This window comes from Nocardia aegles (assembly GCF_052545135.1).
Window position 1 is genome coordinate 164,804 of sequence record NZ_JBQWRI010000010.1, and the last position, 26,277, is coordinate 191,080.

23 protein-coding genes are annotated in these 26,277 nt (G+C 69.1%); 13 read left to right on the top strand and 10 right to left on the bottom strand.

The genetic code is table 11. From position 1 onward, the window contains the following. Positions 1–2 precede the first annotated feature (2 nt). Positions 3–1,214 carry a low temperature requirement protein A gene (locus tag ACT89H_RS24675; RefSeq protein ID WP_445111060.1) on the top strand — a complete coding sequence of 404 codons (1,212 nt, stop codon included), beginning with the start codon at positions 3–5 and terminating at the stop codon, positions 1,212–1,214. Here the strand turns inward: ACT89H_RS24675 and ACT89H_RS24680 are convergent. The 4 genes from ACT89H_RS24680 to ACT89H_RS24695 all read right to left on the bottom strand — a co-directional run bounded on the left by ACT89H_RS24680 (position 1,192) and on the right by ACT89H_RS24695 (position 6,408). Further along, a complete protein-coding gene (locus tag ACT89H_RS24680) occupies positions 1,192–2,067 on the bottom strand; it encodes an ion transporter (RefSeq protein WP_445111021.1) in 876 nt (291 codons plus the stop codon). The genes ACT89H_RS24675 and ACT89H_RS24680 overlap by 23 nt on opposite strands. Positions 2,068–2,181: 114 nt before the next feature. Continuing rightward, a complete protein-coding gene (locus ACT89H_RS24685) occupies positions 2,182–3,801 on the bottom strand; it encodes a GMC oxidoreductase (protein WP_445111022.1) in 1,620 nt (539 codons plus the stop codon). Between the two features lie 76 nt (positions 3,802–3,877). After that, positions 3,878–5,497: an alpha/beta hydrolase gene (locus ACT89H_RS24690; protein WP_445111023.1), complete on the bottom strand. Its 1,620-nt coding sequence runs from the start codon at positions 5,495–5,497 to the stop codon at positions 3,878–3,880. Between the two features lie 143 nt (positions 5,498–5,640). Then, positions 5,641–6,408 (bottom strand): sulfite exporter TauE/SafE family protein, encoded by a 768-nt coding sequence (locus ACT89H_RS24695; RefSeq protein WP_445111024.1) that lies wholly within the window; start codon positions 6,406–6,408, stop codon positions 5,641–5,643. Between the two features lie 269 nt (positions 6,409–6,677). On the opposite strand from ACT89H_RS24695, the gene leuA reads away from it, so the two are divergent. Both leuA and ACT89H_RS24705 read left to right on the top strand, forming a co-directional pair. Then, the gene (gene leuA, locus ACT89H_RS24700; RefSeq protein WP_445111025.1) at positions 6,678–8,471 is read left to right on the top strand and encodes a 2-isopropylmalate synthase; all 1,794 of its coding nucleotides are present in this window, start codon (positions 6,678–6,680) and stop codon (positions 8,469–8,471) included. Between the two features lie 263 nt (positions 8,472–8,734). After that, positions 8,735–10,366 (top strand): MinD/ParA family ATP-binding protein, encoded by a 1,632-nt coding sequence (locus ACT89H_RS24705; protein ID WP_445111026.1) that lies wholly within the window; start codon positions 8,735–8,737, stop codon positions 10,364–10,366. A 24-nt stretch (positions 10,367–10,390) separates the two neighbouring features. Here ACT89H_RS24705 and ACT89H_RS24710 read toward each other — a convergent pair whose 3' ends face one another. After that, complete coding sequence (locus tag ACT89H_RS24710) at positions 10,391–11,320, bottom strand: LysR family transcriptional regulator (protein WP_445111027.1); 930 nt, start codon at positions 11,318–11,320, stop codon at positions 10,391–10,393. Between the two features lie 110 nt (positions 11,321–11,430). On the opposite strand from ACT89H_RS24710, the gene ACT89H_RS24715 reads away from it, so the two are divergent. Both ACT89H_RS24715 and ACT89H_RS24720 read left to right on the top strand, forming a co-directional pair. Beyond that, complete coding sequence (locus tag ACT89H_RS24715; protein WP_445111028.1) at positions 11,431–12,375, top strand: EamA family transporter; 945 nt, start codon at positions 11,431–11,433, stop codon at positions 12,373–12,375. A gap of 131 nt (positions 12,376–12,506) precedes the next feature. Then, positions 12,507–14,282: a hydroxysqualene dehydroxylase gene (locus ACT89H_RS24720; RefSeq protein WP_445111029.1), complete on the top strand. Its 1,776-nt coding sequence runs from the start codon at positions 12,507–12,509 to the stop codon at positions 14,280–14,282. A 262-nt stretch (positions 14,283–14,544) separates the two neighbouring features. On the opposite strand, the gene ACT89H_RS24725 is transcribed toward ACT89H_RS24720, so the two are convergent. After that, positions 14,545–14,739 (bottom strand): hypothetical protein, encoded by a 195-nt coding sequence (locus tag ACT89H_RS24725; RefSeq protein ID WP_445111030.1) that lies wholly within the window; start codon positions 14,737–14,739, stop codon positions 14,545–14,547. Between the two features lie 49 nt (positions 14,740–14,788). On the opposite strand from ACT89H_RS24725, the gene ACT89H_RS24730 reads away from it, so the two are divergent. From ACT89H_RS24730 to ACT89H_RS24755, 6 genes are all read left to right on the top strand, one after another. Continuing rightward, positions 14,789–15,274 (top strand): DUF5753 domain-containing protein, encoded by a 486-nt coding sequence (locus tag ACT89H_RS24730; RefSeq protein WP_445111061.1) that lies wholly within the window; start codon positions 14,789–14,791, stop codon positions 15,272–15,274. Further along, positions 15,264–15,470 carry a DUF397 domain-containing protein gene (locus ACT89H_RS24735; RefSeq protein WP_445111031.1) on the top strand — a complete coding sequence of 69 codons (207 nt, stop codon included), beginning with the start codon at positions 15,264–15,266 and terminating at the stop codon, positions 15,468–15,470. Before ACT89H_RS24730 ends, ACT89H_RS24735 begins: the two co-directional genes overlap by 11 nt. Before the next feature lie 180 nt (positions 15,471–15,650). After that, positions 15,651–16,292, top strand: coding sequence for a pyridoxamine 5'-phosphate oxidase family protein (locus ACT89H_RS24740; RefSeq protein WP_445111032.1), 642 nt, complete (start codon positions 15,651–15,653; stop codon positions 16,290–16,292). Positions 16,293–16,357: 65 nt separating this feature from the next. Then, complete coding sequence (locus ACT89H_RS24745; protein WP_445111033.1) at positions 16,358–17,596, top strand: DUF1727 domain-containing protein; 1,239 nt, start codon at positions 16,358–16,360, stop codon at positions 17,594–17,596. Next, positions 17,593–18,303 carry a type 1 glutamine amidotransferase gene (locus ACT89H_RS24750; RefSeq protein WP_445111034.1) on the top strand — a complete coding sequence of 237 codons (711 nt, stop codon included), beginning with the start codon at positions 17,593–17,595 and terminating at the stop codon, positions 18,301–18,303. Before ACT89H_RS24745 ends, ACT89H_RS24750 begins: the two co-directional genes overlap by 4 nt. A gap of 64 nt (positions 18,304–18,367) precedes the next feature. Then, complete coding sequence (locus ACT89H_RS24755; protein WP_445111035.1) at positions 18,368–19,180, top strand: RNA polymerase subunit sigma-70; 813 nt, start codon at positions 18,368–18,370, stop codon at positions 19,178–19,180. On the opposite strand, the gene ACT89H_RS24760 is transcribed toward ACT89H_RS24755, so the two are convergent. Together ACT89H_RS24760 and ACT89H_RS24765 are read right to left on the bottom strand one after the other, a co-directional pair. Then, positions 19,134–20,066, bottom strand: a complete 933-nt coding sequence (locus ACT89H_RS24760; RefSeq protein WP_445111036.1) for a transglutaminase family protein — start codon at positions 20,064–20,066, stop codon at positions 19,134–19,136. The genes ACT89H_RS24755 and ACT89H_RS24760 overlap by 47 nt on opposite strands. Continuing rightward, positions 20,063–23,116 carry a circularly permuted type 2 ATP-grasp protein gene (locus ACT89H_RS24765; protein ID WP_445111037.1) on the bottom strand — a complete coding sequence of 1,018 codons (3,054 nt, stop codon included), beginning with the start codon at positions 23,114–23,116 and terminating at the stop codon, positions 20,063–20,065. The genes ACT89H_RS24760 and ACT89H_RS24765 overlap by 4 nt, the downstream gene beginning before the upstream one ends. A gap of 501 nt (positions 23,117–23,617) precedes the next feature. Between ACT89H_RS24765 and ACT89H_RS24770 the strand changes: the two genes are divergently transcribed. Then, complete coding sequence (locus tag ACT89H_RS24770) at positions 23,618–24,262, top strand: hypothetical protein (protein ID WP_445111038.1); 645 nt, start codon at positions 23,618–23,620, stop codon at positions 24,260–24,262. 179 nt (positions 24,263–24,441) lie between these two features. On the opposite strand, the gene recR is transcribed toward ACT89H_RS24770, so the two are convergent. Together recR and ACT89H_RS24780 are read right to left on the bottom strand one after the other, a co-directional pair. Continuing rightward, positions 24,442–25,050: a recombination mediator RecR gene (gene recR / locus ACT89H_RS24775; RefSeq protein WP_445111039.1), complete on the bottom strand. Its 609-nt coding sequence runs from the start codon at positions 25,048–25,050 to the stop codon at positions 24,442–24,444. A 13-nt stretch (positions 25,051–25,063) separates the two neighbouring features. Continuing rightward, the gene (locus tag ACT89H_RS24780) at positions 25,064–25,396 is read right to left on the bottom strand and encodes a YbaB/EbfC family nucleoid-associated protein (RefSeq protein WP_445111040.1); all 333 of its coding nucleotides are present in this window, start codon (positions 25,394–25,396) and stop codon (positions 25,064–25,066) included. A 185-nt stretch (positions 25,397–25,581) separates the two neighbouring features. Between ACT89H_RS24780 and ACT89H_RS24785 the strand changes: the two genes are divergently transcribed. Continuing rightward, positions 25,582–26,190 carry a hypothetical protein gene (locus ACT89H_RS24785; RefSeq protein ID WP_445111041.1) on the top strand — a complete coding sequence of 203 codons (609 nt, stop codon included), beginning with the start codon at positions 25,582–25,584 and terminating at the stop codon, positions 26,188–26,190. Positions 26,191–26,277 lie beyond the last annotated feature (87 nt).

Here is a 26,277-nt window from a genome sequence, read left to right on the forward strand (position 1 = left end):
TCATGATCGGTCCCAAACGAGCGCGGTTGCAGCCGACGGCCGAAGGCGCGTCGGTGACCCAGCTCGAGTTGTTCTTCGACTTGGTACTCGTGTTCGCGTTCACCATGGTCACCGGCCTGGCCGCCGGGGAAACCAGCGCGAAGAACATGGTGCGCGCGCTGCTGGTCCTCGCGGTGATGTGGTGGTTGTGGATCGCCTACTCCTGGCTCGGCAACGTGGTCCGCGCCGACGAGGGCATCGCACGGGTCGGAATGTTCGCCGCCATGGGCGGCGCCTTCCTCGCCGCGCTCACCATCCCCGAAGCGTTCGCGGACGCGGCGGGCGGATGGTTCGGCCCGCTGGTCTTCGCCGTCGCCTATCTGATCGTGCGGTTGGTGCATCTCGGGATGTTCTGGCTGGCCAGTTCCGAGGACCCGCAATTGCGCGGCCAGTTGCTGCGCTGGGCGCTCGGTTCGATCACCCTCGGCACCACGCTGCTCGTGGTCGCCGCGCTGACGACCGGTCGCGTGCAGATCGCGCTGTGGATCGCCGCGATCGCGGGCGACTACCTCTGGACGCTGTTCGCGGGCACCGATTGGCGGTTGAATTCGGCCAACCATTTCGTCGAGCGATACGGACTGATCATCATCGTCGCGCTCGGGGAATCGATCGTCTCCATCGGCATCGGCGTGGCCGGCCTGCCGATCTCCTGGCCGATCGCGCTCGGCTCGATGCTCGGCCTCGCCATTTCGGGGCTGCTGTGGTGGGCGTATTTCGATGTCGCCGCCCTGGCGGTGGAGCACGAACTCGTCCACGCCGAGGGCCGACGGCAGATCAAGATCGCGCAGGTTTCCTACACCTTCTGGCATTTCCCGATGATCGTCGGAATCATCGCGCTGTCGCTGGGTCTGAAGAAGGTGCTCTACTACGTCGGGGACTCCTCACACCACACTTTGACCGACGCGCTGTACGGGATTCCGCTCTACGCCCTCTACGGCGGCGTCGTGCTGTATCTGATCGCGCTGGTGGGGTTCAAGCACTACGCCACGCGCACCGTCACGGTGCCGCGCGTGGTCGCGATCGCGGTGCTGGCGGCGCTCATCCCGTTGGCCTGCGCCCTGCCCGCACTGGCCGCGCTGGCCCTGCTGTGCGCGGTCCTGGTAGCGCTCATCGTTTGGGAGACCGTGCGTTTGGCCCAACCGCGGGACGCGATCAGGCACGCGGTACCCGATTGACGCGATGCCGCACGCCGTCCTCGGCGGCAGTGCGTCCGGACGCGGCCGGCGGCACCCGCACGCCGTCGCGGACCGCGTCGCGAATTTGATCGATGTTCTCCCGCAGCATGTCCGCGACGAGTTCGTCGGTGCGCGGATCCTCCAGCACCTGGAACACGATGCGGAACGTCGTGTCGGCGATCAGCCGGATGATCTCGTCGTGGAACGGTAGGTAACGCACCCGGCCCGCCTGCGGATCCTTCTTGATCAACTCGAGGATCATCTCGTCCAGCTCGGTGCGGTTCTCCTCCAGAGCCGCCGCGATGTTGCGGGTGTAGTGGCCGGTGCGCAGCACCTGGGCCACCTCGTCCATCATCGCGATCGTCATCGGGCGGCGGATGGTGTCGACGATGGTCGCCACGAAGCGGTTGACCACCGCGGCGGTCACCCGGTCGCCGAACATCCGGTCGGCCACCCGGGCGAGCCTGCCGAGGATCACCCCGACGCGCAACAGCCGGAAGCCGCGGAAGAACGGGCTGGTCACCGGGATCATGCCGATGATCTCGTACCAATAGACGAACGGGAAGGTCCAGGACCAGCCCGCGCGGCGCCAACGCCACAGGAACTCCAGCGCGAACACCGCGCACACCGACCAGTCGACCACCACGATCGTGTGGTACGTGTGCCCGGAGACCGAAAAGAACGTGATCCAAGTGACCAGCGCTACCGACACGACGGCCAGCGCCAGCATCACTAAATCCGTCCACAGCGTCGGCGGCTTGCGCGGATAGTCCCGCGGGTGCGACGAATCCCCCAGGCCGTATCTCTCGACAGACGAGCTCTCGATGCCCGAGCTGGGGGTAAGAGCGGACACTGCGGATCCCTTCCACGCCGAACGGTGCCGCCGACATTAGTACGCGGAAAGCCCCCTCGGCACGGTTGGCGATGCCCGCGCGCACGGCACCGGACGCGCCCGGCGACCGCGCGATCAACGACCGGCGCGAACGATCGCCTCGATATTGCGTTCGGCCAGTGCGGCGATGGTCAGCGACGGGTTGACCGTTCCGGTGCTGCCGGGTACCGCGGCGCCGTCCATCACGTAGAGACCGGGGTGACCGTGCACCCGGCCGTAGCCGTCGGTGGCGCGCCCCAGCACCGCACCGCCGAGTGGGTGCGCGGTGAACACCGCGTTCGCGTCGTAGCCGAGGGCGCCGTACTCGACGAGGGCGTCCGCTCGTTCGGCGATCCGGTGGTCGACCGCACGGGCCAGCGCGACCGTGTCGTCCCGGTTCTTGACCGACCAGCTCAGCCCGACCCGGTCCGTGGCCCGGTCGTAGCCGAACCGGGTGCGGGTGGGGTCGAGCACCATGCCGAGCGAGGCGAGCGCACCGGTCTCGAACGGAATACCGGGGATGTACCAGCTCTCCAAGGTCAGCGGCACAGCGGACTCGTCGAAGATCCGGCTCGCGCTCGGCACGCCTTGGCCGTGACCGGCGAGCGCGCTGGCGCCGCGGGCCAGCACCACATCACCGTTGGTGCCCCAGCCGTCGCCGACGTGCTCGTTCAGGTTCGGCAGCGCGCCGGTGGCCTGCGCGCGGACCAGCAGTTCGGAGGTACCGATCGATCCTGCGCCGAGGAAGAGGCGATCACAGGTGAGCGTGCGGGTGGACAACACCTCACCGGTCGGCGACAGCTTCGCGACCGTGACCGCGTAGCGGCCGCCGGATTCCTGCGCTATGGCGTCGACCCGGTGACCGGGGAAGACTCCGCACCGGCCGGTGCCCTGCGCGTACGCCAGGTAGTTCTGATTCAGGTCGAACTTGGCGCCGTTGGAGTTGCCGAGATTGCTCCTGGCCGCCGTCGCGGAAGCCCTCGAGGCTCCGGCCAATTCGGCGCGCAGGATGTCCCAGTTGAAGATCGAGTCGTTCGGCTGGGGCTGATAGCCGGCCTTGCGTACCTGGTCGTCCCAGGCGCGGGAGTGCGCGAACGGCGCGGAGTTGTAGATGTCCGCAGGCATCGGGCTCAGCCGCAGCATCTCCCGCACGCGTGGGTAGTAGACCCGCTCCATCTCGCCGTAGTCGACGGTGCCGCCGAAGATGTGGTCGAAGAAGCGCCGCTGCGGGGCGATCATGGCGCCGCTGAAGATCACCGACCCGCCGCCGACAACGGCCGCGCGCCACACGTCGATGCCCGGATATTCGGTGCAATCCAGCACGCCGCCGAACTTGGTGAAACGCATCGGCACCTTGGTGACGCCGGTGAAGTCGGTGCGGTGCCAGAAGCCACGGCCGTCGGGGAGGTCGTCGCCGGTGAAGATTTCCCGCCACGGGTCGTTCGGCCAGCGCGATCCGCGTTCCAGCACAGTGGTGACGATCCCGGACTCGGCCAGACGCAACGCGGCCACCGCGGCGCCGAAGCCCGAACCGATGACGATCGCGGGCGAGTGTTCCGGCGGATCGGGAATCGGGGCGAAGATCTCCGGCACCCAAGCCCGGAAGAGGCCCTCCCACAGCGGATCGGCGGACGCCGCGCCCGTCCCCCTCATCGTTCCCACAGCACCGAGCAGGGCGGCCGTGCCAGCCGCCTTGAACAAGGCACGTCTACGCACCGGTCACCTTCCATCATCAGGCTTAGCGTGCGCAGATTACCGGTATTCCCGATTTGTGAACAGATATCCGTTTTCGCTATCGCTCGAACGGCAGCTCGTCCGCACGGCAGGTCGCCCCGGGGGCCGGTAGCTGCAAGTCGATCAGATAGCGCTCGCTCAGTTTCCGGGTGCATTCGCTGAGCAGACTGTGCCCGTATCCGCCCTCGACGACGACCAATCGAGCGTTCACCAGTTCCTGCTGCGCGCGCCGCGCCGCGCCGAGCGGGGTGACCGGGTCGAATCGGTTGTTGGCCAACAGAGCCGGGGTGTCCGACCGCAGGATCCACGGCCCGGCGTACCGCTGCGCGTATCCCTCGGGCGGAGCCGGCCAGGAGGCGCACGCCTGGTGCAGCCACAGCCAGAACGCGCCGTACGTGGGACCGACCCGCGCCACATCCGCTGCCAGCGTGGGCCATTGGCCGGGGTCGCGCGTAAATGTGTTGTCGGCACAGGAAATAGCGGTGTACGAGTCGAGGAAGTCCGCCTGCTGCGCGGTGGCCGACAGGATCTTGTGCACCGCATCGGGATTGCCCGCCGGGCCGCGTTCCAGTTCGGCGAGCAGCTCGGCCAGGGCGGCCCAGCCCTCGTTCGGGTCGTACAGCAGCAGTGCGTGCGATGACAGCACTTCGGCATAGGTGACCGTCCGCGTCCGCTCCCCCGTCCCCACCACCAGCGGTGCCTGGCGAAGACGTTGCAGCACAGCATTATTGCGAGCGCGCAGATCGGCAGCGCCACCGGGATCGCCGGCGCCTCCGCGCACGACGGAATCGCCCTGGCCGGCACCCGCCGCGAAGGCGCAGCGCTCCCGGCCCGCCTCCGCGCACAGCCGCAGGAATTCGCCGAGCACCTCCTCGGTCCCGGCGGCGGTGGTCTCGATGGCGCTTCGGGTGTCGTTGGTATACGCGTCCGGGTCGATCATCGACGTCAGGTACAGCGCACGCACCCGGTCGCCGAACAGCGCGCCGTACACCTGACCCAGATAGCTCGCATAGGACCCGCCCTCGTAGGTCAACTCGTGGTCGCCGACGGCCCGGCGCAGCAGGTCCAGGTCGCGCGCCGCGTCGACGGTGGTCAGGTGCCCGAGCAACGCGCCGCCGTGCGCCGCGCAACCGGCGGCCAGCGCGCGGCTCGCCGCGTCGGCCATGCGCTCCTGCTCCGGGTCGACGGGCGGCAGCAACACGCTGGACCAGAACCGCCGCTGCTGCTCGGTGTCGGCGAAACACCGCACCTGCCCGCTGCGGCCGACGCCACGCTGGTCGAAGGTGATCACGTCGAAGCGGCGGGCGAGCTCGCCGCCGACCATCTCCCCTCGCGCGGCCCAGCGCAGTCCCGACCCGCCTGGCCCGCCGACCGCGGAGAACAGCGTGCCGATCCGCCGCTGCGGGTCGGTGGCCTGCTGACGAACCACCGCCAGACCGAGGGTCGGGCCGTCGGGGTGCGCGTAGTCCACCGGCACCTGTGCGGTCGCGCATTGCAATCGGCTCAGCTCCGGCTCGGCGCACGGCGCCCAGTCCAGCCGGGGCGTGGGCGCGGCGTCTGCTTGTGCGACCAGGTTGGCGACCGCCGACTCGTGTCGGCTCGGCGGCCCTCCGCAGCCGCTCACCACGGGCAGCAGCGCGGCGATGATGACGATCTTCCAGCGAAGCACGGCACTCATCCTGTGCTCCGCACGCGGTGGCCGTCGTCACCCTGAAGAGTGACATCGGGCCCGGAAATTCGTGCCGCACTACCGCACTCGCCGTGGGCGCGGCGCCAGTTCACCGCCACGGTTCGCGCATCTCGACCGTCATCGGCGCGTCCTCAGGACGTCACGAGGCGGACCACCGCGATGAGGCCGACCACGACGATGACCCCGCGCAGCAAGGTCGGCGGCATCCGCCTGCCCACGCGCGCGCCGAGTTGCCCGCCGATGATCGAGCCGAGTGCGATCAGGGCCGCCGCGCGCCAGTCCACGTCGGCCACGGCGATGAAGATCAGCGCGGAGACCGCGTTCGCGATCAGGGCGAGCACGTTCTTCACCCCGTTGAGGCGCTGGATGTCGTCGTGCACGAAAACGCCCAGCAGTCCGATCAGCAGCACGCCTTGCGCGGCGCCGAAGTACCCGCCGTAGATACCGGCGGCGTAGACCGCGGCGAACAGGATGGGTCCCCCGTGCTCCGGCACCGGAGCGCCGTTGTCCTCCCGGCGGCGCTTGACCCAGTTCGCGAGTCGCGGCTGCACGACGACCAGCACCAATGCCAGGATGATCAGGATGGGCACGATCGCCTTGAACGCTGTGGCGGGTAACACCAGCAGCAGCACCGCGCCGGTGGTGCCGCCGAGCAGCGCCGCGGTGCCCAACCGCACCAGCCGGTCGCGCTGCCCCGCCAGTTCCCTCCGGTAGCCGTGCACGCCACTGATCGAGCCGGGGACCAGACCGATGGTGTTGGACACATTCGCCGTCACCGGCGGCAGGCCGAACGCGAGGAGAACGGGAAAGGTGATCAGCGTGCCGGAGCCGACGATCGTGTTGATGCCGCCCGCCGCGATGCCCGCACCGAAGACGGCCAGTTGCTCCAGCCAGGTCATTGCCAATCCTTCGACGTCCCGTCGGTCCCCGCGCCCGCACAGGGTGGTTCATTGCCGGACCGAACGGTAGCGGGGATCGTCGGATCACCCGACGACGGGACCTCCCTTCCCGACCGGATCTCGGCACGGTAAACTCGCGGACATCATGCAGCGGGCACTTCTTCTCGACCGCCGCGACGGGGTCTGATCGGACCGGCTCCCGTCGCGGGGTTTTGCCGCGCCGGTCGACCAGCCCTTTGGGAAATACGACATCCTCGGGAGAACCGCCCATGTCCCCTGCTGACGCATTCGTGTCAGGCGCGCGCACCATCACCGCGCCGAGCAAGCCCGCCCCCGCCGACCAGCCCGGTTGGAACAAGCAGAAGAACTCCTCGATGCCGACGTTCCGCTACCGGCCGTTCGCCGAGGAGGTCGAGCCGATCACGTTGCCCGACCGCACCTGGCCGGACAAGGTCATCGACCGGGCGCCCGGCTGGTGCGCGGTCGACCTGCGCGACGGCAATCAAGCGTTGATCGACCCGATGAGCCCCGCTCGCAAGCGCCGCATGTTCGACCTGCTGGTACGGATGGGTTACAAGGAGATCGAGGTCGGCTTCCCGTCGGCCAGCCAGACCGACTTCGACTTCGTCCGCGAGATCATCGAGGACGGCGCGATCCCCGACGACGTCACCATCCAGGTGCTGACCCAGTGCCGCCCGGAGCTGATCGAGCGCACCTTCGAAGCGTGCGCGGGCGCGCAGAACGTCATCGTGCACTTCTACAACTCCACCTCCATCCTGCAGCGCAAGGTGGTCTTCCGCGCCGACCGCGATGCGGTGAAGAAGATCGCCACCGACGCGGCCGCGCTGTGCCTGGAGATCGAGCAGCGCTACCCGGACACCAATTGGCGTTATGAGTACAGCCCGGAGTCCTACACCGGCACGGAGCTGGAGTACGCCAAGGAGGTCTGCGACGCGGTCTCGGCGATCATCGCCCCGACGCCGCAGAAGCCGCTGATCATCAACCTGCCCGCCACTGTGGAGATGGCGACGCCGAACGTCTACGCCGACTCGATCGAGTGGATGAGCCGCAACCTGGCCCGCCGCGAGGCGATCGTGCTGTCGCTGCACCCACACAACGACCGCGGCACCGCCGTGGCCGCCGCCGAGCTGGGCTACCAAGCCGGCGCCGACCGGATCGAGGGCTGCCTGTTCGGCAACGGCGAGCGCACCGGCAATGTGTGCCTGGTCACATTGGGGATGAACCTGTTCTCCCGCGGTGTCGATCCACAGATCAATTTCTCCGACATCGATGAGGTTCGCCGCACCGTCGAGTACTGCAACCAGTTGCCGGTGCACGAGCGGCACCCGTACGGCGGCGACCTGGTCTACACCGCGTTCTCGGGCAGCCACCAGGACGCCATCAACAAGGGCCTGGACGCGATGAAGACCGCGGCCGACGCGGCCGAGTCGGACGTCGACGACATCGTCTGGGAGGTGCCCTACCTGCCGATCGACCCCAAGGACGTGGGCCGCACCTACGAGGCGGTCATCCGGGTCAACTCGCAGTCCGGCAAGGGCGGCGTCGCCTACATCATGAAGACCGACCACGGGCTGGCATTGCCGCGACGGCTGCAGATCGAGTTCTCGCAGGCGATCCAGAAGATCACCGACGGCGAGGGCGGCGAGGTGACGCCCAAGGAGATGTGGGATGTCTTCCACGAGGAGTATCTGAGCCCGATCCGGCCGCTGGAGCGGATACGTCAGAAGGTCACCGCGTCGGAGACCGACGGCGGGGTCGACTCGATCGTGGCCGTGGTGAAGGTCGACGGCGTCGAGCAGGAGATCACCGGCAATGGCAACGGGCCGCTCGCCGCGTTCGTCGACGCGATCGCGGCCGTCGGCTTCGAGGTCGAGGTCCTGGACTACTCCGAGCACGCCATGTCCGCGGGCGACGACGCGCAGGCCGCCGCCTATGTGGAGTGCGCGATCGGCGACAAGGTGGTGTGGGGTGTCGGCATCGCCACCTCGATCACGACCGCGTCGCTGCGCGCGGTGGTGTCGGCGGTGAACCGGGCGCACTGACAGCGCAACTCGGCACGCATCCGATCGGGCGCCGCGCGGTTCAACGCGCGGCGCCCGATCCCGCTGGGGCAGGCCATTTGTCAGGGCGCCGCGCTCCCCCTGCCCGGGCACACCTACCGCGACACGGGGTAACGAACCCCGTGCTAGCGTTGGATTCGCACTCCAAGCGCCGAGCTCTCTGCTCGAACTCCCGAGCAGATGGGGGAACCGTGACAACAAACGACCACAATCCGACCTCTCCACCCTGGCTGCAAAGTCATTCCGTGGATACGGCCGAAGTCAGCGACGTGGAGTCATCGGCCAACGACCCGTCGGCCGAGCAGGCCGGCGGCGCGGAAGTGAAGGGAACCGACGGGTCGGCCGGGGCGGCCCAGCCGGACGCCCAACCCGAACAGCCGGAGCCGCAAGGCCCGACGGAGCAGACCACGGCCTACCCGCAGGCCACGGCACCGGCGCAGGCCTGGGCTCCCCCGCAGGGCGGACCGGCCGAGCCGTACGGTTCATACGCTCCGCCGAGCGCGGGCGCGTATCCCCCTCCGTCCCCCTTTCCGGGAGAGCCGTTCACTACCGGCCCATTTCAGCCACCGTCGGGCCACAGCGGTAACCACCCGATAGCCACACCTCCGGACGGGCCTCATCCCGGCTACGGGGAGTACCGCCAGGACATCGGCGGCGACGGACTGAACCACCGCGTGCCAGTGGATTCCGCACAGCCGGAATCCACTGCGCCGCAGCCCGATCAGCCCAGCGGCCCGATCTACAGCTGGGCGCCGCCGCCTCCCCCGGTGACGCATCAGCCTCCGCCGCCCGCCTATCAACCGCCGTCCGCGCCGCCGCTCGCGCAACCGCAGGGGCCGAGCTGGCAGGGCGGCCCGGGTCAATACCAGTCGGCACCGCCGTTCCAACCGCAACATGTGCCACAGCCCGGCCAGCCCGGACATTCGGTGAACGACCTGAATCTGCTCCGGCGCGCCCGTAGGGCGCCGCGCAGCGGCTGGCGCCGTGCGGTGCACAAGGTGTCCGGCGGCATGATCAATCCGGGTGAGTCGGCGGCCGACATCGTCTACCAGGACCTCGTCGACCGGGTGAACCAGCCGGTGCGCGGTGACTACCGGATCGCGATCCTGTCACTCAAGGGCGGTGTCGGGAAGACCACGACCACGGTCGGTCTCGGCTCCACCTTCGCTTCGCAGCGCGGCGACCGGGTGATCGCGATCGACGCCAACCCCGACCTGGGCACGCTCGCGCACCGTGTTCCGCGGCAGACCCGATCCACCGTGCGCAACCTGCTCGAGGATCATCACATCACCAGGTACTCCGACGTGCGTGCGCACACTTCGCAGGCGCCGAGCCGCTTGGAAGTGCTCGCCAGCGAACAGGATCCGGCGGTCTCCGAGGCGTTCAGCGAAGCGGACTACCGCAAGGCGATCGGCATTTTACAGTCGTTCTACAACATCATCCTGACCGACTGCGGCACCGGCTTGATGCACTCCGCGATGGCGGGCGTGCTGGATATGGCGAGTTCGCTGGTGCTGGTCACCTCGCCCGCCATCGACGGCGCGCGCAGTGCGTCGGCCACGCTGGACTGGCTCGACCACCACGGCTACGGCAAGTTGGTGGAGCGAACCGTCGTGGTGGTGAACGCTTCCCGGCGCGGCGCCTCCACCGTCGATCTCGACCAGCTGCGCAAACTGTTCCTCGATCGCACCCGCGCGGTGCAGGTCGTGCCGTTCGACGATCACCTGGCCGAGGGCGCGGAAATCGATCTGGAACTGGTGAGCAAGCCGACGCGGCGGGCGCTGCTGGAGCTGGCGGCGATGGTCGCCGACGACTTCGGCTACGTCAGCTCACAGGCCCAGCATCCCTACCGGCAGCAGCCGCCGCAAGGATTCTGACCCTCTCGGCACCGCCGCGCGGAGTCATGCCCGTACGGCGGAGCCTTCTCCGTGTGCGGAGTCGGCTGTCGCCAATGCGGCGGCCGACTCGAACGCCGCGAGCACGGCAGCGATCGCCGGACCGGCATCGGCACGGGGCCGGGTGGCCAGTTCGTACACTCGCGCGGCGCGCACACCGGACAGCCGTAGTAGCGCCAAGGCGGGGTGGCCCACCGCGTAGCGGGGCATGAGCGCGACGCCGTAGCCGGTGGCGACCAGCGTCTCGATGACACGGAAATCGTTGAGTCGCTGCGCTATGCGCGGCTGCACGCCGGTCACGGTGGCGATCGAGCGCAGTACGTCGTCGACGGGGAAACCACCCCGCACGCTGAGCCACGTCTCGTCCGCCAATTCCTCCGGCGCGACGGCCGCACGGCCCGCGAGCCGATGGGTCGGCGCCGTGACCACATCGATCGGCTCGCGCATCAGCACCCGGGTAGCGACGCGCGGGTCGGCGATGGGCGCGGCACGTTCGTCGCGATGGGTCAGCACCACGTCGTAATCGGCGAGCAGTCGCGCCACTTGCGAGGGCGGCACGTCCTCGTCCCGCGCGATCACCTCGACTCCGCTGTCCGCCATGCCGGGTAGCACGTGCGGCAGCAGCAACGCACCGCCCGAGGGGAATACCGCGACGCGCACCCGTCCGCGCGGCGAGCCGCGATAGTGCGCCATCTCGGCGACCGCGCGATCCATGGCGGCGAGCACTTCGTCCGCGCGCACGACCAGGGCGCGCCCCGCGTCGGTGAGCCGCACTCGTCTGCCGTCCGGTTCGAGCAGGGCCACCCCCGCCTCCCGCGCCAGCACCTTGAGCTGCTGGGAAACGGCGGATGGCGTCATGGACAGTGCTGCCGCCACGGCGGACACGGTGCCGCGATCGGCCAGTTCACGCAGCACGCGCAACCTCTCCAGTGCCATGGGCGGACCGGGCGCGACGGGTTCGGTGCCGAAATTTATTAAGTCAAGCTACAACATTGATCCATAATTATTCGATTGTTCTGATCTTTAGCGCACCGCACGATGACGGTGTGACCAACCGCGACCGCCTGCTCGGCCTGACCGTCGTCCTACTGTGGGGATTGAATTTTCTCGCCATTCGGGTCGGGCTCGACCACTTCCCCCCGTTCTTCTTCGCGGCGCTGCGCTTCGCGGTGCTCGCGGTGCCCGCGCTGCTGTTCATCCCGCGTCCTCCGGTGCGGATGCGCTGGATCCTGCTGTACGGCACCGGTTTCGGCATCCTGCAGTTCACGTTCCTGTTCACCGCGATGCGGATGGGCATGCCGACCGGGCTCGCCTCGCTGGTCCTGCAATCCTCGGCGCCGTTCACCGTGCTGCTCGGCACCCTGCTGCTGGGCGAGCGGATGCGCCCGGTGCAGATCGCGGGCATCGCCGTCGCGGTGGCGGGTATGGCGGTGATCGGCTGGGACCGGCTCGCCCACGCCGAGCTGGTGCCGGTGCTGTTGACCCTCGCGGGCGGACTGGGTTGGGCCTTCGGCAATATCGGCGCGCGTCTGGCCGGTACCGAGACGCCCGGCGTCAACCCGTTGCACCTGATGCTGTGGACCACCGCCATCCCGCCGCTGCCGCTGTTCGCGCTGTCGGCTGTCGTCGAGGGGCCGACCACGGGAGCGCACGCTGTGGTCGAGGCGTTCACACCCACGGGCCTGCCCGCCCTTCTGGCACTCGCCTACATCGCCGTCCTCGCCACCGTGGTGGGCACGGGATTGTGGACCTATCTGCTCGGTCGCTATCCGGCCGGCCTGGTCGCGCCGTTCTCCCTGCTCGTCCCCATCATCGGCATCGCGGCGGCGTGGACTTTCCTGGGCGAGACCCCTACCCCGTTGTCGCTGATCGGCGGGGTTGTGGTGCTGACCGGAGCGTTCGCCGCGACGTCGAGCAGGCCGCACGCGGGCACGGTGCGCATCCAGAACTCGGGAACAGCGGCGATCGCAGGCATCGGTCGCTCAGCCTGAGCGGACGGCGTCCGCGCCCGATGTGCACTCACGAAAATCGCATGCGTTACGGGGTCGGTGCGAATCCATCGCCTTGCCGCTTTACAGTAGTGCCCGGCGTGGAAATTGGTCCCTAGGCAGCAGAGCAGCGCATGGCAGACAATCAGTGGACCGTATCGCGGAGAGCACTGCTTCGTAACACGGTCGCGGCGGGGGTGGCGACAGCGGGGGCACTGACGGCCGGTGCGCTGAGACCCACGCCGGCCACGGCGAATCCCGGTGGCACAAGGGTCGCGGTACTCGGTGGCGGTGTCGCGGGCCTGACCGCGGCACATGAACTCGCGGAACGCGGGTTCCAGGTCACCATCTACGAAAAACGGGCGTGGGGCGGTAAAGCCCGCAGCGTCGGCGTGCCCGGCACCGGAACGGACGGGCGGCCGGACCTTCCCGGCGAACACGGCTTCCGTTTCTTCCCCGGCTTCTATCAGCACGTGCCGGATACGATGCGCCGAATCCCGTTTCCCGGCAACACGAACGGCGTATGGGACAACCTCGTCACGGTGCCGGAAGCGCGATTCGCCCGCCGCGGCGGCGACGACTTCCGCGCCCCGCTCGGTCCGCGCGCCCGTGCCGAATTCTCCCCGGACAGTTTCCGCGAAACGCTCGGCGCGGTGCTGTCGACCGCGCTGAAGATGCCCGCCAACGAGGGCGTCTACTTCGCCGAACGCCTGCTGGTCTTCAACACCAGCTGCGATGCCCGCCGCCTCGGCCAGTGGGAGCGCACTTCCTGGCATGATTTCGTCGGCGGCCACGCGCGCTCACACGAGTTCCGCGCGCTGCTGTCGCGTACGCTGACCAGCATCATGGTCGCCGCGAAGGAGAACATCGCGAGTGTGCGCACCATCGGCACGATGGGCGAGCAGTTCCTCGGCAATCCCCTGGAGATCGGCAACGACGGCAGCCTGGACCGGGTGCTGAACGGCCCGACCAACGCGGTGTGGATCGAGCCGTGGACGCGGCGGATTCGCGAACTCGGCGCGGAATTCGTGCTCGGCGCCGAAGTGCGCGAGCTCCAGGTGCGCGACCGCAGGATCGTCGCGGCCCAGGTCGTGGACGCGACCGGCACGCAGCGCGCGATCGAGGCGGACTACTTCGTCGTCGCGTTGCCCGCCGAACGAGCGCGCGCGTTGTGGTCGCCGCAAGTGCTAGACGTCCAGCCCGAATTGGCCGGGATGGACAACCTGTTCACCGACTGGATGAACGGCATCCAGTTCTACCTGCGGCGACCGGCCGACATTTCGCGCGGCCACACCGCCTACATCGACGCGCCGTGGTCGCTCACCTCGATCAGCCAGAACCAGCTGTGGCGGCGCAAGCTGACCGAGTTCGGCGACGGCGGCGTGCAGGACTGCCTCTCGGTGGACATCTCCGACTGGAACACCCCCGGCATGCTGTTCGGCAAACCCGCCGAGGAGTGCACCCACGAGGAGATCGCTCGCGAGGCATGGGCGCAGATCAAAGCCCATCTGAACGATCGCGGCGAGCTGCTGCGCGACGCCGACCTGCACTCCTGGTTCCTCGATCCGGGCATCACCTGGCAGGAGGATCAGCGGCGCAATGCCAACGCCGACCCGTTGCTGATCAACACCGCCGGGTCGTGGGAATACCGCCCGCAGCCGCACGGCGCACTGGAAAACCTCTTCCTGGCAGGCGATTACGTGCGCACCAACATCGACCTGGCGACCATGGAAGGCGCCAACGAGTCCGCCCGCGCCGCGGTGAACGCATTGCTGGACGTGGCCGGTTCGAACGCGGAGCGCTGCCGGATGTACACCCTCTACCGCGCACCCGAGCTGGAACCGCTGCGCCGGATCGACGCCGACCGCTATGCGGCCGGGCAGCCCAATATGTTCGACGTCCCGGTCTGAACCGCGGTCGATGGACGCGGCAGGGTGATAGGTCGGCTGGCCGCGCTTACCGGCCACATCGGATCCCCAAAACCATTTTCGGGCGAGCGGGTTGTTCAGTTCTCGATCGCCGGTGTTCCATCCTGTTGCGTGAGCCATTGTTGGGCGGCGAGTTTACGGGGGCATGAGGGCGTGCACGGGGCGTGGAGTTTCAGTAAGCCGTTGGCGTGTTTGTGATCGGCGGGTGGGGTGGTGTCGTTGCAGTAGTCCATGATCCAGCTCATCAGGTGGTCTCCATGGTGTTCGGGCGGAGCCGCGATTGTGGGTGTTGGCGGGTGTAGGAGGCGGGTGGGTGGATGGTCAGTAGTTCGCATGCGCGCCGGATGCGGTGGATTTGGTTTTCGATGTGGGACAGGGCTGGGGTGATGATCGCGGTGATATCGGCGTAGGCGATTCGTTCCAGTGCTGCTTCCAGCACGTCGGGGGTCCCTGGGCTGCTTCAGGCGCCCCGGTATACCCAGACGCTGATCGCGGCTGGGCGCCCTGATGATCGTGCGGCTGAGATCGAACGACGGGTCCAATTGCGCATCAAGCGGCAATCGTTGACTACACGAACGTCCGACCCTGTGGAGATGGACGTGGTCATCCACGAGTCCGTGTTGCGCCAGATTATTGGCTCCGCACGGGTAATGGCAGAGCAGATACGCGCTCTGGTCGACGCCAGTCGCCGACCGAACATCGCGTTCCGGGTTCTGCCGTTCGCCGCCGGGTATCCCACCGGCGACCAGATCGGCCCGTTTACGATCCTCGAGTTCAGCAGGGCTGGCAAGGACCCGGTTGAGCCGCCCGTTGTCTACATGGAAGGGTTCACGGGCGCACTGTACGTAGATAAGCCCACGACAGTGCAGCGGTATGGTATGGCGTATGAGGCGATCCGGGGCGCTGCCCTGGATGTCCAGGAGAGCCGCAGGCTGCTTCGGGATATAGAGAAGGAGTATGGACGTGAGCACTGACCTGTCCGGGGCGCGATGGTTCAAGAGCAGCCACAGCGGAGCAAGCCAGGACTGCGTCGAGGTCGCATTCCTCGACGGGGGCAAGGTCGGCGTCCGCGACTCGAAGAATCCAACCGGCCCGGCGCTGGTCTTCACCCCCGGTGAGTGGGATGCCTTCGCCGCCGGCGTAGCCGATGGCGAGTTCCCGCGCCCGTAGCAGAATCAATCTCGACGGCCCGGCCCGCTGACCTCGAACGGTCAGCGAGCCGGGCCGGTTTCGTCGAGCGATCGCTACGTAGCCGGACAGCTGACCCGGTTCACGTCCGACGGACTCGGATACCCCGCACCGGAACAGAACTCGATCGCCACGCGCTGCGTGCGGTGCCACAATCGAACCATGCGTGAGAGCACCGTCCCGAATGAGATCACCGACCCGGCGGACCTGCGGGCATTGCTCGGCGAGGTGGCGCCGCGCGCCGCCACCAAGGAGCGCCCCGCCCTGCACGCCAGGGACCGGGAGTGGATCGCGCGGTCCCCGTTCCTGGTGATGAGCACCTGCGACGCGGACGGCAACTGCGACGCCTCGCCCAAAGGCGATCCGGCGGGGTTCGTGCGGGTGCTCGACGACACCACCCTCGCCATCCCGGAGCGCCCCGGCAACCGGCGCGCCGACGGCTACTTCAACATCCTGGCCAACCCGCACGTCGGCCTGCTGTTCGTGATCCCGGGCCGCCGCGAGACGCTGCGGATCAACGGCCGCGCCCGGCTGGTGCGCGACGCGCCGTACTTCGACGACATGGTGGTGCGCGGGCACCGCCCGATCCTCGCCGTCGAGGTCGACATCGATCAGATTTTCTTCCACTGCGCGAAGGCGTTCATGCGCAGCCATCTCTGGGAGCCGCAGCGGTGGCCGGAGGACACCTTGCCGAGCCCCGCCTGCCTGGTCAAAGAAGTGCAGAAGAACGTCACCGAGACGGTGGAGGAGCTGGAGCGCTACTACGCGCCGGAGAACTACGCGGCCAAGCTCTACCAGGCGTGAGCCGCGTGGCCCACGCTACCCGACCGCGGCGCGCCCGGATCACGCCTCGAACATAGACTCGCGACGTGGCAGAACTATCGGTGCGCGGACGGCTCGCGCTGGCGGCGGCGGACGCGGCGTCCTGGGCCTCGCAGAAGGCGGGTCGCGGTAAGGGCTCGATGATCGGCGGCCTGATCGCGTTGAAGATCGATCCGACCGTCATGGACCAGCTCGGACAGCGGCGGCGCACCGTGCTGGTGACCGGAACGAACGGCAAGTCGACCACGACTCGGATGACCACCGCCGCGCTCAGCACCCTCGGTGCGGTCGCGACCCAGGCCGACGGCGCCAATATGGACGCGGGCATCGTCGCGGCGCTCAACGCGCACCGGCGCGCGCCGCTGGCCGCGATCGAGGTCGACGAACTGCACCTGCCGCACGTCTCCGATTCGCTGAACCCGTCGGCGGTGGTCCTGCTGAACCTCAGCCGCGACCAGCTCGACCGGGTCGGGGAGATCAACATGATCGAGCGCAAGCTGCGCGCGGGCCTGGCGAAGCACCCGGCCACCGTGGTGGTCGCCAACTGCGACGACGTGCTGGTCACCTCGATCGCCTACGACCACCCCAACGTGGTGTGGGTGGCCGCGGGCAGCGGCTGGGCGATGGACGCGACCAGTTGCCCGCGCAGCGGCGAGCCGATCGTCTGGGAGGGCGAGCGCTGGCGCAGCACCGGAGCGGATTTCCAGCGTCCGGAGCCCGATTGGTGGCTCGACGGGGACGATCTGATCGGGCCGGAGGGCAAGCGTTTCCCGCTGCGGCTCGCGCTGCCGGGCCGCGCCAACCGCGGCAACGCCGCACAGGCGGTGGCCGCCGCCGTCGCGTTGGGCGCCGACCCGGAACGGGCCGTCGCGGCCGCGGGCACGGTCCGCGAGATCGCGGGCCGCTACCGCACCGTGCAGGTCGGCGAGCACGACGCGCGTCTGCTGCTGGCGAAGAACCCGGCCGGGTGGCAGGAGGCGCTGTCGATGATCGAGCCGACCTCGGCGGGCCTGGTGATCGCGGTGAACGGTCAGGTGCCCGACGGCGAGGACCTGTCCTGGCTGTGGGACGTGCGCTTCGAGCACTTCGAAGGCGTGCAGGTGGTGGCGGCCGGCGAACGCGCCACCGACTTGGCGGTCCGGCTGACCTACGCGGGCGTGGAGCACACGCTGGTGCCCGATCCGGTGCGGGCCATCGCGTCGTGCCCTGCGGGCCATGTGGAAGTGCTGGCCAACTACACCGCCTTCCGTGATCTCAACCGTGACCTCGAGGAGCGGGCATCGTGAGTGCATCGACCTTCCGCATCGGCCTGGTGCTGCCGGACGTGATGGGCACCTATGGCGACGGCGGCAACGCCCTCGTGCTGCGCCAGCGGTTGCGCATGCGCGGCTACGACGCCGAGATCGTCGAGATCTCCCTGTCGGAGCCGGTGCCGGATTCCCTGGACGTCTACACCCTGGGCGGAGCGGAGGATTCCGCTCAGCGGCTGGCCACCCGACACCTGCAGCGTTACCCCGGCTTGCAGCGCGCCGCCGGGAGAGGCGCTCCGGTGCTGGCGATCTGCGCGGCCATCCAGGTGCTCGGCCAGTGGTACGAGACCTCGGTGGGCGAGCGGGTGGACGGGGTCGGCCTGCTCGACGTCACCACCTCGCCACAGCACAGACGCGCCATCGGCGAGGTGACCACCACACCGCTGCTCGACGGGCTCACCGCGGCGCTCACCGGCTTCGAAAACCACCGGGGCGGCACGAAACTCGGCGGTGACGCGCACGGTCTGGCCCGTGTCACCCGTGGTGTCGGCAACGGCGTCGGTGACGGGCTGGAGGGCGTCGTCCAGGGTTCGGTGATCGGCACCTACATGCACGGCCCCGCGCTGGCCCGCAACCCTGAACTCGCCGACTTGCTGCTGATGCGCGCACTCGGCGTCACCGAACTGGCTCCTCTGGACCTGCCGGAGGTCGACCAGCTCCGCCGGGAGCGCCTGCGCGCCTGAACCGGCGGATCACAGGAGCAGCTGTTCCTCGCCGCGTCGGCGCACGTGACCGAGCACGCTCCGGGTGCGTACGTCGCGCCGCGGTGCGGCGAGTTCGGTCGTCGTCGCGTTCTCCCAGGGGAGAGGAGTCGGCGTTCTCCGGTTGGATGTGGTGGTGGAGTTCGAGCACCACCGTGGTGAATTGATGGCGTACTGCTACCGGATGGTGGGTTCGGTGCACGACGCCGAGGATCTGGTGCAAGAGGTCCTGATACGGGCCTGGCAGTCGCGGGAGCGGTACGACCCGCAACGGGCGTCGGTGCGGACTTGGCTGTACCGGATCGCGACCAACGCGTGCCTGACCTTCCTGCGAGGCCGGGCACGGCGACCGCTGCCGTCGGGTGTGGGCGCCCCGTCCGACGACCCGAGGGCCACGCTGACACCCGCGATGGACGTGCCGTGGCTGCAGCCGTTCCCGGATGCTCGCTTCGACACCGGGGCCCGCGGTGATGTGCGCTTGGCGCTGGTGGCGGCATGGCAGGTGTTGCCGCCACGGCAGCGAGCGGTGCTCGTCTTGCGGGAGGTGCTCGGCTTCACTGCCGCGGAGGTGGCCGGACAGCTCGATACCTCGGTCGCGGCGGTCAACAGCGCGTTGCAGCGCGCGCGGACCGCTCTGGCCGCGGTGGGCCGGATCGAGGACATCGCCGAACCGGACGATCCACAGGTGCGGGCGATGGTCGGGCCGAGCCGGACGTCCGTCACGCTGCGCCGCACATCCCGGCCGGTGATTCGGCGGTGCCCGGCTGTTCGGCTCGCCACCGTGCGGTTGAGCGCTTCCTGGAGCGTGCGCTTCACCGGTCGTGATCGCGGGCCGGTTCTCGGACTCCGACCTCGGTGACGTCTACGGAGACGGTGATCGCGCTGTCCTTCGCGTCTGTGTAGATGATGCCGCGCAGCGGCGGGACGTCGGCGTAGTCGCGGCCCCAGGCCACGGTGATGTACCGCTCGTCGGCGAGTTGGTCGTTGGTGGGGTCGAGGTCGATCCACCGGCCCGAGCGGTCGTGTCCGTCGGCGCCGGGCGCCCACACCGCCGCCCAGGCATGTGTGGCGTCGGCGCCGACCATCCGCTCTTTCCCCGGCGGCGGATCGGTGGCCAGGTACCCGGACACGTATCGGGCGGCGAGGCCGTGCGAACGCAGGCAGGCGACCGCGAGGCGCGCGAAGTCCTGACAGACGCCCGCGCGGGCCGCGAACACGTCGGCCACCCGGGTGGACACCGTCGTGGCCCCGGACCGGTAGGCGAAGTCGGTGTAGATCCGGGTGTTCAACTCGGCCACCGCGTCCAGCAGCGGCCGGCCCGGCCGCAAGGATTCGGCCGCGTACGCGACAATCTCCGGAGTGATCTCCGACGGGTGCAGGTCGAGAGCGAACTCGACGGCGAACGGTCCGTTCGCCCCCGTCGGGCGCGCGCGTTCCCACGGCTCGGTCGCCGCCGCGGCATCGCGGGTGGGGGCGTCGACTTCGACCAGTGATTCGCCGACGACCGTCAGAGCGCGATGCGCGATGGTGACGTGGAAGTAGGAAGTAATGTTGCCGTACACATCCGCGCCCACCGACCGGTCCGAGGGAGCGGGATCGATCCGGATCTCGTGGGCGAGCAGCCGCTGGCCGGGCAGATCGCGCGGCGTCAAGTACGCGCGCCCGTAGGAGCTGATGACTTCGCCGGAGTACGAGTACGTGGTGCGATGCTCCACCCGGTAGCGCCGGCCCGCGCGACCGGTCATCCGACGACCTGCGCGCTGCCCCACAGCGGCTGGATGTCCACCGGGAGCGACAGCGTCGCGGTCTCGAAGGACTCCGACAGCTTGCGCAGGCGCAGGTGCACTCCCTCCAGCAGCTCCGCCAGTTCGGTGCGCCGGTCGTCCGCGTCGGTGACCTCGAGATCGTCGGGGTCGAGGCGGCGCAGCATGCGGCGCGCCTCCGCCAGCAGCCGCTGGGGACGCGACGAGCCGGACGCACCGGGCAGCGCCTGGAAATCGGCGTGCAGGCGGCCCAGCTGATAGGCCAGTGATCGCGGATTCGCGGTGTCGAACAGCAGGAGCTCGGCGACGTTGGCGATCCGCACCGAATCCTGGTGGCGCCGACGGTAACTCACCGAGGACTCGGTGGCGCGCAACACCCATTCGGTGACCTCACGCTCGATCTCCTCGGTATACCGCTGGGTCAGCGCGGCCGACAGCAACGCGGTCAGGGCGAGACCGCGCTCGATCCGCTTACCGATGTCCCGGACGTGCCACCCGGTGTCGCGGATCAGCGACTCGCCGTCGATTCCGGACAGTGCGAGCAGGCCGGCCAGGGTCCGCGAATGCACGTCCGACAGTTCCGCCTCCTGGTCGTCCATCGCGGCCGGGTAGCAGGCCAGTGCACGCTCGACGGCGCCGAGGATCATCCAGGTGTCCACCGACAATTGGTCGCGCACGGCACGCGCGGCACTGCCGTACCGATCGATCGCGAAGGCCAGCGATCCGGGTAGCTCCCGGTCGATCGTCAGCGTGACGAGGTAGTCGTGCCCCGCACGGGACGCGCCCGGCACCCGGTGCGCCTCCGGGGTGGTGTCCTGCGCCGCACCAGCCGTCCGGTCGTCCGGTCGGCCGGCGACGGCCTCCATGCCGGCGGTGATCGGTTGTCGCGCATCGACTCCGGCCACGGCCTCGTTCCGCGTCACAGCGGAACGGTACCGGGCGTGCTCCGAATCGCCCTCGCCCCGAACAGGTTCGGGCGTCCCGGAACCGGATGACTCGGCGGCGGGGACCTTCTCGGCCGACCCACGGCCGGAAGACCGCGACCGGTCCGGCGCCGAAGTCCCCTCCCCGTACTCGCCCACGCCGGGCACCGCACCGGAACGCGGGAACGACCGCGCCGCGGAGTGCGAGCGCTCGTCGCCGTAGCGCGCGACATCGACGCCGACACCTGACGGAGCGAGCATGCCGCGATCAGCCGAACTCTGTTGCGGCGCAAGTGCCCGCACTTCCGGACCGAACAACCTCTCGGTCGGAGCCGCGATGGCGGTGGTCCGTCCCAGCGCGGCCAACAGGATCGGTAGCGCGCCGGCGCCTTCCAGCCAGGGGCGATACCGGAACTCCTGGTAGCGCTCGTGGGTGGCGATCAGCAGACGAGCGGTGTCCTCCGCGCGCTCGCCGTAGCGGCCGATCCAGAAAAGATCGTTGAGCACGCGAGGGGAGCTGATCGCCGCCACGATCGGAGCGGTGCGCCGCGGCTCGCGCGGCGGCTCGGTGCTGATCGCGGCGGCGGCCGTGGGCGCGGCGCGCACCCAGATGTCCTTGGCCGCGACTTTCCGCGCGGCGCGGTCGGTCGTGCGCGCACGCAGCTGGCCGAGACCGCCGGACATCACCGTGTAGCCGCGCCGATGAGCGAGCGAGAACAACCGCATGCCGACCGGAGCCGCGGCGATGCCGTCGTGCTCGCGGACGGCGGGCGCGACGGAGAATTGCGCCGGTTCCTGCCCCACCCATTGCCACCCGTGCGCGGCGATCCGCGCCTTCATCTCCTCGCGCTGCTCCCGGCTCAGCTCGGGGCCGCACAGCGTGGCTCCGTCGACCGCCGAGCGGAGCACCAGCTTGTCCAGATTCGCGATCAGATGTCCGCGCTGCCGCTCGTGACCACCCCAGTACGACGGCGCGCTCTCCAGCAGCAAATCCTCACCGAGCAGTGCACGCGACAGGGCGGGCAGGAATCCGGCCAGCGCGGGATTCTCCAGCAGCCCGCTGCCGAGCGTGTTCACCACCGTCACCGCGCCGCGGCGCAGCACCTCGACCAACCCCACCACGCCCAGCCGCGAATCCGGCCGCAGGTCGAGCGGATCGGAGAACTCGGCGTCCACCCGGCGCAGCACCACGTCCACCCGCTCGAGCGTGCCGAGCGACCGCATCCACAGCGCGCCGTCGCGGACCACCAGATCCGCGCTCTCCACCAGCGGGAAACCGAGTGTGGAGGCGAGATACGCCTGATCGAACGCGGTCTCGGAACGCACGCCCGGGCTGAGCACGACGACCACCGGCTCGTCGTCGTCGGCCTGCGCGGATTCGATCAGCATCAAGCGCATCGCCCTGGCGAAGGGCGTCAGCGGACGCGGATTCGCGTGCTCGAACGCCTCCGGGATCGCGGTCGCCACGACCCTGCGGTCGGCCAGCGCGTATCCGGCGCCGGACGGCGCCTGCGCCCAGTCGGCGAGCACCCGGAACCGGCCGTCGCCCCAACGGCTGAGATCACAGGCGTGCAGGAAGAGCTGGTGGCGCCCCGGTACGGTGATGCCGTGCGCGGCCCGCACGTAGCCGCGATTGCCGAATACGACTTCCGGTGCGAGCAGCCCCGAGGCGAGTGTCCTGCGCGGCCCGTAGATGTCGGTGAGCACCTCGTCGAACACCCGGGAGCGCTGTTCCAGCCCGGCCTCGAGCAGGCTCCAATCGTCCGCGGCGACCGGCAAGGGGATCGGATCCAGGCGCCACGGCGCCGCCGTCGTGGTCTCGGGCGACGCGCCGACCTCGAGGTAGGTGATGCCGTCGTCGTCGATCAGCCTGCGCACCCGGCTGTCCAGCCTGCCCAGACCGTCCCCGCCGAGTTCGGTGAAGTCGGCGGACAACTGCGACCACACCCGGCGCACCTTGCCGTTGACGTCGACCAGTTCGTCGTAGTAGTCCGCGACGGGCGCGCCGCACTCGTCGTAGGCGGCGGTGGCGGCGGCCTCCTCGCGGTAGCGCGCGAGCTGTTCGCGCACGGTGGGGGCGGTCTCTCGCCGCTCATCGCGCACCGTCACCGCCCGACCTCACTTCCGCCATCCGTACCAACGGTCGCCGAATGCTGCCCGCGCGGTCCGGACCGATCGTGCCGAGCGCGCCTCATCGGTGGGCTGTGCGGCCATTTTCGCATGTCGCAGTGCCAACGCCGGGCAAAACGGCGCGCGGCGGGAACCGGTTGCACCGCGTTCGCACCGGCACCGGGCGCGGCGACACGCTGGTCCGGGTCCCACCGTGACAGCCGGGCCGGTGGTATCACCGAACGACGAGAACGATCTCGTCAGGAGGTCATATGCGTAGATCTGACTGTTCGTCTTGTGAATCCGCGTTCGACCACTGTCATGGAACCCTGATCGTGCACGTGAGCCGGATCGCCGAATGCACCGACGAGCACTGCCTAGAGCTCAGCCATTCCAGGCACGACTTCATCCTCGATTGCCGGGACCTCGCGGGCGGCTGCCGGTGTGGTGAGGACGATACGGCCCGGCGCCGCGCCTGAACGGTATGCGTACCCTGGCCCGGTGAGCTATGACCACGTGTTGCTGCCGTCCGGTGTCGCGTCGTCGATCGCGGAGGTCGACGCCTACCTGAGCACCCAGCAGGGCGTCCCCGAGTCGAGGGCGGTCGCGCGGATCGCGGCCGAACTGAACAGACGCAACGCGGAACTGCCCGAGGAGGACACCTTTCTCAGCACCGCGCCGGTCGGCGGCGCGGCCACCGGTGCGGCACTGCATGTGCCGTGCCCCTACGACGCGATCGGCTTCGTCCGCCACTTGCTGTTCGAACTCGCCACACCGCTGAACTACGCCGTCTACGACCCGCAGCTGGCCTGGCTGATCGATCCGGCCGGGCACGTCAGGGCCATCGTCACGCACGGCGGCGCCGGCGAGTTCCCGTATCTGACCGAAGCGCTGGTCCAGCAGTGGATCCCGGAGTTGAGCCCGCCCAACCCGTATCTCGTCGTCGAACGCGGCGAGCAGTTCTACATCCAGACCTACCGGGAGAATTCCGGCGCCTACACCGTGGAATACCGGGACGGCTCCCCCGACAAGCATTTCGGCACCACCGCCTCCGACCCCGCCACCGTGGCCGCCCTCATCTGGGGCTGGGCCAACGACGACCGCTCCCGCTTCCCGGGCCTGCACTGGTCGCGCGTCGATCTCTGAACCCGGTCACCGATTCTGGAGGGCCGGCCCGCGAGCGTGAGGAACGAGGCGCCGAAGACCCGGCCATCCGGGTGACCACGGCGGGACGGGAAATGACCTGATCGCGGACGGCGGCGGCGCACGCGCCGTACACCGCGAACACCAAGAGCGGGAAGATGCCGCCGGGACGTTTCCGCTGGCTACATCGCGCGCCGGCCGGACAGCGCGCGCCCGAGGGTCAACTCGTCGGCGAACTCCAGGTCGCCGCCCATCGGCAGGCCCGAGGCCAGCCTGGTCACGCTCAGACCGGGGAAGTCGCGCAGCATCCGGACCAGGTAGGTGGCGGTGGCCTCGCCCTCGGTGTTCGGATCCGTCGCGATGATCACCTCGCTGACGTCGACGCCGTCCTCCTGGTTTCCGATGCGCGCCAGCAGTTCCCGGATCCGCAGCTGGTCGGGGCCGACACCGCTGAGCGGATCGAGGGCGCCGCCGAGCACGTGGTAGCGACCGCGGAACTCCCTGGTGCGCTCGATCGCCTGCACGTCCTTGGGCTCCTCGACCACGCAGATCATGGTCCGGTCCCGGCGCGGGTCGGCGCAGATGCGGCACAGCTCGCCGTCGGAGACCGTCCCGCAACTCACGCAGAACTGCACGCCGTCGCGCACCTTTTGCAGTGCGGCCTGCAACCGATCGATCTCCGGCGGCTCCACCTGGAGCAGATGAAAGGCGATGCGCTGGGCGCTCTTCGGACCGACGCCGGGCAGTTTGCCCAATTCGTCGATCAGATCCTGGACCGGACCCTCGTACAACTGCTGCCTCGGCTCAGAAACCGGGCAGCGAACCGCCGCCGAGGCCTTGGGACAGCGGTCCCAGCCGTTCCGCGGCGAGGCGCTGCGCATTCGCCATCGCGTCGTTGACCGCACCGATGACCAGGTCCTGCAACGTCTCGACATCGTCCGGATCGACGGCCTTCGGGTCGATGGTCAACGACACCACCTCACCGCTCGCCTTGAGCCTGACCTGGACCAGGCCGCCGCCCGCCGCGCCCTCCACCTCGGTCGCCGCGATCTCGGCCTGGGCTTCCATCACCGCCTGCTGCATCTGCTGCGCCTGGGCGAGCAACTGTTGCATATCGAATTGGCCACCTGGCTGCACGGGAGGTCCTCTCTGAAGAAGGTGTCGTCGGCCAGCCTAGTCCTGCTGCACCGTTCCTCCGGTGCGGCCCGCACGGTCCCATATCCGTCGCGCATGGCGGGTAACAGGTTGGGTAGTTCCGAACGGAACCGACCGCGCGCGCCCTACCATCGAGAATGAGTCGGGGTGCAAATCTGGAGCCAACGATGATCGCTGTTCGTGCACGTTTTCTGAGCACCCTGGTGCTCACGCTCGGTATTCCCAGCCTCCTCCTCGGCGCCGCGAGTCCCGTGGCGTCCGCGGACACGGAGAGCACCGATACGACGACCGAAGTGATCGACACCCAAGAAGTCGGCGACTACGGGGGTGGCTGCGTCCTCTACCCCGACGACAAGGCGGCGACCCTCGATTCACTGCGCTTCCGGTGCTCGCCGGAACAGCAGGACGCCATCTTCCACGACGCGCCGCTCGGCGCCGTTCCGGTCGGCGTGAAGTCGGGCTGGGTCACTCGTCCGCCGGTCATGCAAGCCATCGCGCCCCCGCTGTGGATCGGCAAGACCTTCTACACCGGCCCGGACGGCGGCTTCCTGATGAACCGCCTCACCGGTGCGGGCTTCGAGGCCTGGGGCGCGGACGTCTACGTGGCGCCCGCCCTGACCGACGGGCAGCCGACCTGGGCCCTGAACTACGCGCCCTCGCCGACACCGCAGGTCTACGACGAGATACGGGAGGTCACGCCCGGTGTGTGGTTCGGCTACTCGTGGTGGCGTGGCGCCTTGCAGACCACCCTGCTGCTGACCTTCGCACTCGCCTGAACAACGGGTGCCGTTCGACCCACGTAGATCGGCCTGCTCGCTCCCGCCGAGCAGACCCGGGGGGGGGGGGGCCCCGCCCCGCGCCGC

Bases quoted from the DNA above. Each gene is read 5' to 3' on its own strand.
- ACT89H_RS24720 (WP_445111029.1), top strand. From the start codon at position 12,507: ATGGCAGACAATCAGTGGACCGTATCGCGGAGAGCACTGCTTCGTAAC.
- ACT89H_RS24695 (WP_445111024.1), bottom strand. From the start codon at position 6,408: ATGACCTGGCTGGAGCAACTGGCCGTCTTCGGTGCGGGCATCGCGGCG.
- ACT89H_RS24760 (WP_445111036.1), bottom strand. From the start codon at position 20,066: ATGACCGGTCGCGCGGGCCGGCGCTACCGGGTGGAGCATCGCACCACG.
- leuA (WP_445111025.1), top strand. From the start codon at position 6,678: ATGTCCCCTGCTGACGCATTCGTGTCAGGCGCGCGCACCATCACCGCG.
- ACT89H_RS24785 (WP_445111041.1), top strand. From the start codon at position 25,582: ATGATCGCTGTTCGTGCACGTTTTCTGAGCACCCTGGTGCTCACGCTC.
- ACT89H_RS24710 (WP_445111027.1), bottom strand. From the start codon at position 11,320: ATGGCACTGGAGAGGTTGCGCGTGCTGCGTGAACTGGCCGATCGCGGC.
- ACT89H_RS24690 (WP_445111023.1), bottom strand. From the start codon at position 5,497: ATGAGTGCCGTGCTTCGCTGGAAGATCGTCATCATCGCCGCGCTGCTG.
- ACT89H_RS24675 (WP_445111060.1), top strand. From the start codon at position 3: ATGATCGGTCCCAAACGAGCGCGGTTGCAGCCGACGGCCGAAGGCGCG.
- ACT89H_RS24740 (WP_445111032.1), top strand. From the start codon at position 15,651: ATGCGTGAGAGCACCGTCCCGAATGAGATCACCGACCCGGCGGACCTG.